Source organism: Aquamicrobium sp. LC103, assembly GCF_001014615.2.
Classification (GTDB): Bacteria; Pseudomonadota; Alphaproteobacteria; order Rhizobiales; family Rhizobiaceae; genus LBCQ02.
Window position 1 is genome coordinate 21,155 of record NZ_LBCQ02000022.1, and the last position, 6,758, is coordinate 27,912.

A 6,758-nucleotide genomic window follows, 5' to 3' on the forward strand; every position below is an offset into this window, starting at 1 on the left:
TCCCCCGAGTAATTCACGCACGCCGGAACCGGCATCATGAACGTGAATTTCCGTGCCATCCCGTCGGTCGATGCGCTGTTGAAAGTCTCCTCGGCGCAGGCCGCTGCCGAGCGTTTCGGCCGGACGGAAACCACGCGCGCCGCCCGTGACGTGCTCGAACGCGAGCGGGAAGCCGTGCGCGCAGGCTCGCCGCCGCGCGATGCCGAGACGCTGGGGGCGCTGCTCCTTTCGGATCTGGAAGCCTCCGGGAAATCATCCCTGCGCCCGGTCTACAACCTGACCGGCACCGTGCTTCACACCAATCTCGGCCGCGCGCTGCTGGCCGAAACCGCCATAGAGGCCGTGGTCGAGGCGATGCGCAGCGCCGCCGCGCTGGAGTTCGATCTCGATACCGGCAAGCGCGGCGAGCGCGACGACCATCTGCGCGCCCTGATCTGCGAGCTGACCGAAGCGGAGGATGCGACGCTCGTCAACAACAATGCCGCGGCCGTGCTTTTGACGCTCAACACGCTGGCCGGCCATGGCGGAGGCGCGATCGTCTCGCGCGGCGAGCTGATCGAGATCGGCGGCGCCTTCCGCATGCCCGACATCATGGCGCGTGCGGGCGCCCGGCTGATCGAGGTCGGAACCACCAACCGTACCCATGAGAAGGACTACAAGGCCGCGCTGGAGAGCGACGGCGTCGCGCTCCTCCTGAAGGTGCATACGTCGAACTACCGCATCGAAGGCTTCACGAAGGAGGTCGAGGCGCCGGTGCTCTCGCGTCTGGCGCGTGCGGCCGGGGTGTCGCTTGTCAACGATCTCGGCTCCGGCACCCTGGTCGATCTCACCAGGTGGGGACTGCGGCGCGAGCCGACGGTTCGCGAGGCGGTGTCGGAAGGGGCAGATCTCGTCACCTTCTCCGGCGACAAGCTGCTCGGCGGACCCCAGGCGGGCTTCATCGTCGGACGGAAAGACCTGATCGCTGCGATCAATCGCAACCCGATGAAGCGTGCGCTGCGCGTCGACAAGCTGCGGCTCACAGCACTAGAAGCGACGCTCAGGCTTTATCGCGATCCCGATCGTCTCGCCGAAAGGCTGCCTACCCTGCGTCTTCTCGCTCGCAGGCACGACGAGATCGCGGCGCTCGCGCGCGCCCTGCAAGGGCGCGTCGCGGCAGCGCTCGGCCCTGCTTTCGAGGTCGAGGTCGCGGATTGTGCCAGCCAGATAGGCTCAGGCGCCTTGCCGCTCGATACGCTCGCCTCGGCCGGGCTCGCGATCCGGCCGCTCGACGGCAGTGGGACCGCGTTGGAGCGGCTGGCGTCAGCACTTCGCGCGCTTCCAATACCGGTGATCGGCCGTATCGCGGAGGGTACGCTGGTGCTCGACCTGCGCTGTCTGGAAGACGCCGATGCTTTCGCCTCCAACCTCGGCGGGCTGGGCAATGGGCTGGCTTGAGCGATTTCGCCGCGCGCCGGCCGAAAACGCCATGGCTACGGCGCTCGCGGCCGCGCAGAAGGGCGACTACGCGGCCGCGCTGTCGATCTGGGAGCCCCTGGCGCGGACGGGCAATGCGCGCGCGCAAAACAACATCGCGGCCTGCTTTTCCGGCGGTCACGGCGTGGCGCCCGACGCCGGGATCGCGGCGAAATGGCTGAAGCTCTCCGCCGCAGCGGGCGATGCCGTCGGGCAGCGCAACCTGGCGACCCTGCACTTTCGTGGCGAGGGCGTGCCGCAGGACGATGCGGAGGCGATGCGGCTCTACCGCCTCGCGGCGGATCAGGGCGATGCGGCCGCGCAGGATATGCTGAGCTGGATGCTCGCCGAGCAGGGCGACTATGAGCAGGCGCGGCTTCACGCCGAGCGCGCGGCAGCCCAAGGCGTCGCCGCCTCGATGACCCGCCTGGGCAATCTCCATCACGACGCGCTTGGCGTCGAACGCGATCCCGTGGCGGCCCTTGGCTGGTGGCGCAAGGCAGCGGGGCTGGGTGACGCCGACGCGCAGGCGATGCTGGGCGCGGCCCATCTCACCGGAGCCGGCGTCGCGCCCGATCCCATGACGGCGCTCGCCTGGCTCCTGCGGGCACGCGACGGCGGCTCGAAGCTCGCCGCCAAATTCATCCCGGCGGCCACGACCCAACTGTCGCAAGCCGAGCGCGACGAGGCGGCGCGCCGCGCGGCCCGGCTCGAAACGGGTGGTGCGCCGTGATCATCGGCACCGCGGGCCATATCGACCACGGCAAGACGTCGCTGGTGCGCGCGCTGACCGGCATCGAGACCGATCGACTCAAGGAAGAGAAGGCACGAGGCATCTCGATCGATCTCGGTTTCGCCTACCGCACGCTCGAAAACGGCGCTCGCATCGGCTTCATCGACGTGCCGGGTCACGAGCGCTTCATCCACACGATGCTGGCGGGCGTCGGCGGGATCGACTTCGCGCTGCTGGTCGTGGCGGCGGACGACGGCGTCATGCCGCAGACGCGCGAGCATCTGGCGATCATCGATCTGCTCGGCATCCGTCAGGGCATCGTCGCGATCACCAAGTCCGATCTGGTCACTGAGGACAGGCTACTGGCGGTCGAGATCGAAATCGAGGCGCTGCTGGCGGGTACCAGCCTCGAAGCGGCGGAAATCCTCGCCGTATCGAACACCACAGGGGCGGGTGTCGCCACACTGGAGGAAAGGCTCGCTTCCGCAGCCCTTGCCCACGGAAGGCGCAGCGCATCGGGTTGTTTCCGCCTTGCCGTCGACCGCTCCTTCGTCATCCAGGGCACCGGTACGGTTGTGACCGGCACGGTGCTTTCCGGCGAGGTCGGCATCGGTGATGCAGTGACGGTGAGTCCATCCGGCCTCGGCGCGCGCGTGCGCTCGATCCATGCGCAGAACGAGAAGGCCGAGCGCGGCCGCGCCGGCGATCGCTGCGCGCTCAACCTCACGGGCGAAGGGATCGGCCGGGGCGCCATCATGCGCGGCGACATGGTGGTGGCCCCCGCGCTCCATGCCCCCACCGCGCGCATCGATGCGGAACTGAAGGTGCTCGCCAGCGAGGCGAAGCCGGTGGGACAGTGGTTTCCGGTGCATCTGCATCATGCCGCCTCCGAGATACCGGCGCGTGTCGTTCTCCTGCGTGACGAGCCCATCGCGCCCGGCGAACAGGCTTTCGTCCAGCTCGTGCTGGAGCGGCCGCTTGCCGGCGCTGCTGGCGACCGCTTCGTCATTCGCGACACGTCTGCCCGGCGCACGATCGGCGGCGGGCGTTTCCTCGACCTGCGCGCACCTTCGCGGCGGCGGCGCTCGCCCGAGCGTCGCGCGCAATTGGAAGCGATGGCCATTACCACTCCCTCCGCGGCCCTTGCCCGACTGCTCGACGCGCCGCCTTATCTTCTGGACATCGCAACCTTTGCCCGCGACCGGGCACTGGGCGAAGACGAGACTGCCGCGCTCGCCAGCGACACGATACGCATCCCGCCCGATACGGGCTCAATGGTCATGGCTCCGGCACGCTGGCTGCGCCTGCGCCAGCGCCTGCTCGCCGATCTCGACGCCTACCATGCGGAAAATCCGGACCAGCCGGGCATCGGCCTGGAGCGCCTGCGCATGTTGGGCGAGATACGGCCGCCCGCGCCGGTCTTCCGCATGATCCTGCAAGGCCTGCAACGGCGGGGGGAAGTTTCGCTCGACGGCGCATGGGTGCGGCGACCGGGCCATGTCGTGCGCTTCTCCGCCGAGGACGAAGGCGTCTGGGGGCTGGTGAAGCCGCATCTGACAGGCGAGGAGCGGTTCCGGCCGCCCCGCACACGCGACTTCGCAACCATGCTCGACCTGCCCGAGGCGCGCACGCGCGCCATTCTGAAACGGGCGAGCCGAATGGGTCTGGTGCATGAGGTTGCGCATGACTTCTTCTTTGCAAGGCCCGTGATGGCCGAGATCGTCACGATCCTGCGGGATGTCGCCGCGGGCAAGGCCAAGGGCGAGTTCATCGCCGCCGATCTCCGCGACCGGTTGGAAAACGGACGTAAGGTCTCTATTGAGATTCTGGAGTTTCTCGATCGCCACGGGGTGACGCTGCGGCGTGGCGACATACGCCGGCTCAACCCGCATCGGCTCGATCTGTTTGGCCAGACGACGGCCGGAGAGGACAATGGAAGAGAATCGTCCCCGGTGGGGCGTCCGGACTTCAAATTCGAGCGCGAGCACCCCAAAGAATACCGCCCTGACATTGAAAGCCCTTGATTGTCAGGCTTTCACGCTGCGCGTATCCCGCGTTGTCCTTTCATGAAACGACTTGTGCTACCGAGTTGGGTAGCAAAATGGTAGCAACGTGTTCGTCACATGTTCTGCCGAAAGAATGCGACCAGGTCGCGCCTATCAACCACCCAACGCTCGCCGATCCGGCGACCTGGGATGAGACCCTTGCTGAGCATGTGGTAGGTTTGCTGCGGGCTGCGGTTGATGAAGGCCGCTATGCGTTCGGCACCCCAGATTAGATTGAGCGTAGTGTCATCTTCCGGCTGTTGTTGCATGGTGTTCCTTTCGACAGAGGGTGGGCAACCATTTCGAGTCGGGCAAAGGCGGGCGCCCATCGGAACTAGTAGGGTCGCCCCTACCAGTTTCACCCGGAAGCGCTTTCAGCCTGACACCCGGCCCGCCGCCACTCTTCGGGATGAACTGCACGCCGGCGGTCTCAAGCGTCGCCACGACTGCAGAAAGGGCAACGTGGACGAATCCGAGGGCTTGGATACATTTTCCCCCTTCCGGAAAGTGGAACTTAAAATATAAGGTGACACGCCTGTGAATTGAGCGCATATTCCGCTATATATATGTAGCTGTCGCAGCGCTGATCGTTGCGCCCTGCGGCAGAATTCATTGAACTATCATAAATGAAATGGCTCTTGACTCGGTTCGAACCCGGCCTGAGTGTCCTATCATCGATCTTGTTATCGAACCTTGTTTATGCGCACATGCGCATCTGACGATCTTCTCTTTCAATGTCGGTGAAGTGAGGCGTCGTGCACTCGGCACGAAGCCTGGAATCCTATGTCGATCGAAAAGGAATCGTCATGAACATTGGAACGGTAAAGTTCTTCAATCCCATCAAGGGCTACGGCTTCATCGCGCCGGATGATGGCAATCCTGATGTGTTCGTGCATATCTCCGCGGTGGAACGCGCGGGTCTGCGCTCGCTCGCCGAAGGACAGAAGGTAAGCTTCGATATCGTGAGGGACGATCGCTCAGGCAAAAGCGCTGCGCAAAACCTGCAAAGCGCATAGCGGCTCTTTCGCCTTTCTTACCGAAATTTGCACACTACGCCTAGGCGCTCAAATTGGGAGCGACGTTCGGCAAAGCGCCATCATGGAGGCATTCGATATGCCTGCACCTGTTTTCTCGCCGAAACGGACCACACAGACCGTGGTGAAATTTAACTTGTCATTCTTCTTGCAGGGATTCGACGTTCAGCAGCCGGCGGGCGAATATCGTGTCGAAAAAGAGGAAGAGCTGATCGACGGACTTTCCCGGCTTGCGTGGCATTGCACCGCTACGTTTATCTACCTTCCTGCGATCGCTCCTGGAAACAGGCCGCGACAGGTGCTGCAGATTGATCCAGCAGAATTGGAAGACGCGTTGAAGAAGGATCGTTTACGGACATGAACCCCAACAGGCAACACCCGCGCCCTCGTGCCGCGCGCATCGAGACGGAATCACATAGTTTCAAGGTAGGTCAGGTCGTAAGGCTGAAGCGGTGGAATGGCATGTCGATCGACGCGGCCGATACCTATCAGATCACCGCCACCTTGCCGCCGCGCGATAACTCTCCCCAATATCGCATTCGAAGCGAGAGCGAACGCCATGAACGAGTGGCCGCACAGGACAGTTTGGAATTGACGAAGACATCCAAGGGCAACTCCACGCTTATCGAAAGGACCTTTTCCGGTGGCCAAAGGACAAAAACGTAGCAATCGCGAAATTCGAAAGCCGAAGCAGCTCAAGTCCGCGCCAAAGGCGGAGAACACCTTCGCCAACCAGATCAAGCTCGCCGCTGGCGCCAACGAGGTTCGTGGCAAGAGAAAGCATCAACCCTAGTCAGGCAGGTTGGCAATGAAGGTGGTGATCGAGTTTTATCGAGTTCGGCGGGAAGATAATGCGCGCGCATTGATCGGGCGGTCGCGGCGCGAGGTCGCCAACCCCGACGATGCCGTTGAAATCGCGGCCTCGCTGGCTACGTCGCTGGAGATGCCGCAGAAGCCGGATGCCATAGCGGTGATGGATCTATCAGGAACGGTTCTTCGATGGGTTTCACTGACAAACTCGAACGAAACACTGTCAAATCGGTTCGAGGTTGACTGCTCCGGTGATCGAATTGGTATTTCCAAGGGACCCTGAACATGGCGCTCACATTTCCAAATCGCAGCCGTAGCTATGACGAAGGACGGGACGCTATCCGCTTCCTGGGTTATGACGGCATGTTCGAGGTACCGTTTTTTATTGAGGTCGAAGCGCTTGCGGGACCGGGCGGCCAAGAAATGTCAGAAACGAGTTGTCTACACGCCTTTGATGCATCCCGCGGCTTGATACTCGACGCAGCGAGAGCGGCCTATTTGCGCCGACGCCGGATCAGTTACGTACTTACATCTGATGACTTGCAGCGCCCGACATCGCACCAGTAAAAACGTTCATGCATAGGCGCATAAGACCCGTCACCAAACCTCTCTAGTCAACACTGGCGGGCCTCGCTCTCTGGGTAATGGGAGCCAGAATGTTCAGCGCCCCGCCACCTGTGT

9 protein-coding genes are annotated in these 6,758 nt (G+C 63.4%); 8 read left to right on the forward strand and 1 reads right to left on the reverse strand.

Features of this window, described 5'->3' with window-relative positions; genetic code table 11:
• Window positions 1–36: 36 nt before the first annotated feature.
• Genes selA through selB form a run of 3 tightly spaced genes read left to right on the forward strand, consistent with a single transcriptional unit; the run spans window position 37 to window position 4,212 of the window.
• On the forward strand, window positions 37–1,437 hold the full coding sequence (gene selA / locus XW59_RS29025; protein WP_047148295.1) for an L-seryl-tRNA(Sec) selenium transferase: 1,401 nt from the start codon (window positions 37–39) through the stop codon (window positions 1,435–1,437).
• Window positions 1,424–2,188 (forward strand): tetratricopeptide repeat protein, encoded by a 765-nt coding sequence (locus XW59_RS29030; protein WP_137327121.1) that lies wholly within the window; start codon window positions 1,424–1,426, stop codon window positions 2,186–2,188. The genes selA and XW59_RS29030 overlap by 14 nt, the downstream gene beginning before the upstream one ends.
• Window positions 2,185–4,212 (forward strand): selenocysteine-specific translation elongation factor, encoded by a 2,028-nt coding sequence (gene selB / locus XW59_RS29035; protein ID WP_047148293.1) that lies wholly within the window; start codon window positions 2,185–2,187, stop codon window positions 4,210–4,212. Before XW59_RS29030 ends, selB begins: the two co-directional genes overlap by 4 nt.
• Before the next feature lie 95 nt (window positions 4,213–4,307).
• Here the strand turns inward: selB and XW59_RS29040 are convergent, their stop codons facing one another.
• Complete coding sequence (locus XW59_RS29040; RefSeq protein ID WP_047148292.1) at window positions 4,308–4,502, reverse strand: helix-turn-helix domain-containing protein; 195 nt, start codon at window positions 4,500–4,502, stop codon at window positions 4,308–4,310.
• 537 nt (window positions 4,503–5,039) lie between these two features.
• Between XW59_RS29040 and XW59_RS29045 the strand changes: the two genes are divergently transcribed.
• From XW59_RS29045 to XW59_RS29065, 5 genes are all read left to right on the forward strand, one after another.
• Window positions 5,040–5,249, forward strand: coding sequence for a cold-shock protein (locus XW59_RS29045; protein WP_047148291.1), 210 nt, complete (start codon window positions 5,040–5,042; stop codon window positions 5,247–5,249).
• Between the two features lie 82 nt (window positions 5,250–5,331).
• Complete coding sequence (locus XW59_RS29050) at window positions 5,332–5,628, forward strand: hypothetical protein (RefSeq protein ID WP_246666270.1); 297 nt, start codon at window positions 5,332–5,334, stop codon at window positions 5,626–5,628.
• Window positions 5,625–5,933 carry a hypothetical protein gene (locus XW59_RS29055; protein ID WP_047148290.1) on the forward strand — a complete coding sequence of 103 codons (309 nt, stop codon included), beginning with the start codon at window positions 5,625–5,627 and terminating at the stop codon, window positions 5,931–5,933. Before XW59_RS29050 ends, XW59_RS29055 begins: the two co-directional genes overlap by 4 nt.
• A 142-nt stretch (window positions 5,934–6,075) precedes the next feature.
• Entirely contained in the window at window positions 6,076–6,360 is a 285-nt protein-coding gene (locus XW59_RS29060) for a hypothetical protein (RefSeq protein ID WP_047148289.1), read from the forward strand.
• Between the two features lie 2 nt (window positions 6,361–6,362).
• On the forward strand, window positions 6,363–6,644 hold the full coding sequence (locus XW59_RS29065) for a DUF1488 domain-containing protein (RefSeq protein WP_047148288.1): 282 nt from the start codon (window positions 6,363–6,365) through the stop codon (window positions 6,642–6,644).
• The last annotated feature ends 114 nt before the right edge of the window (window positions 6,645–6,758 follow it).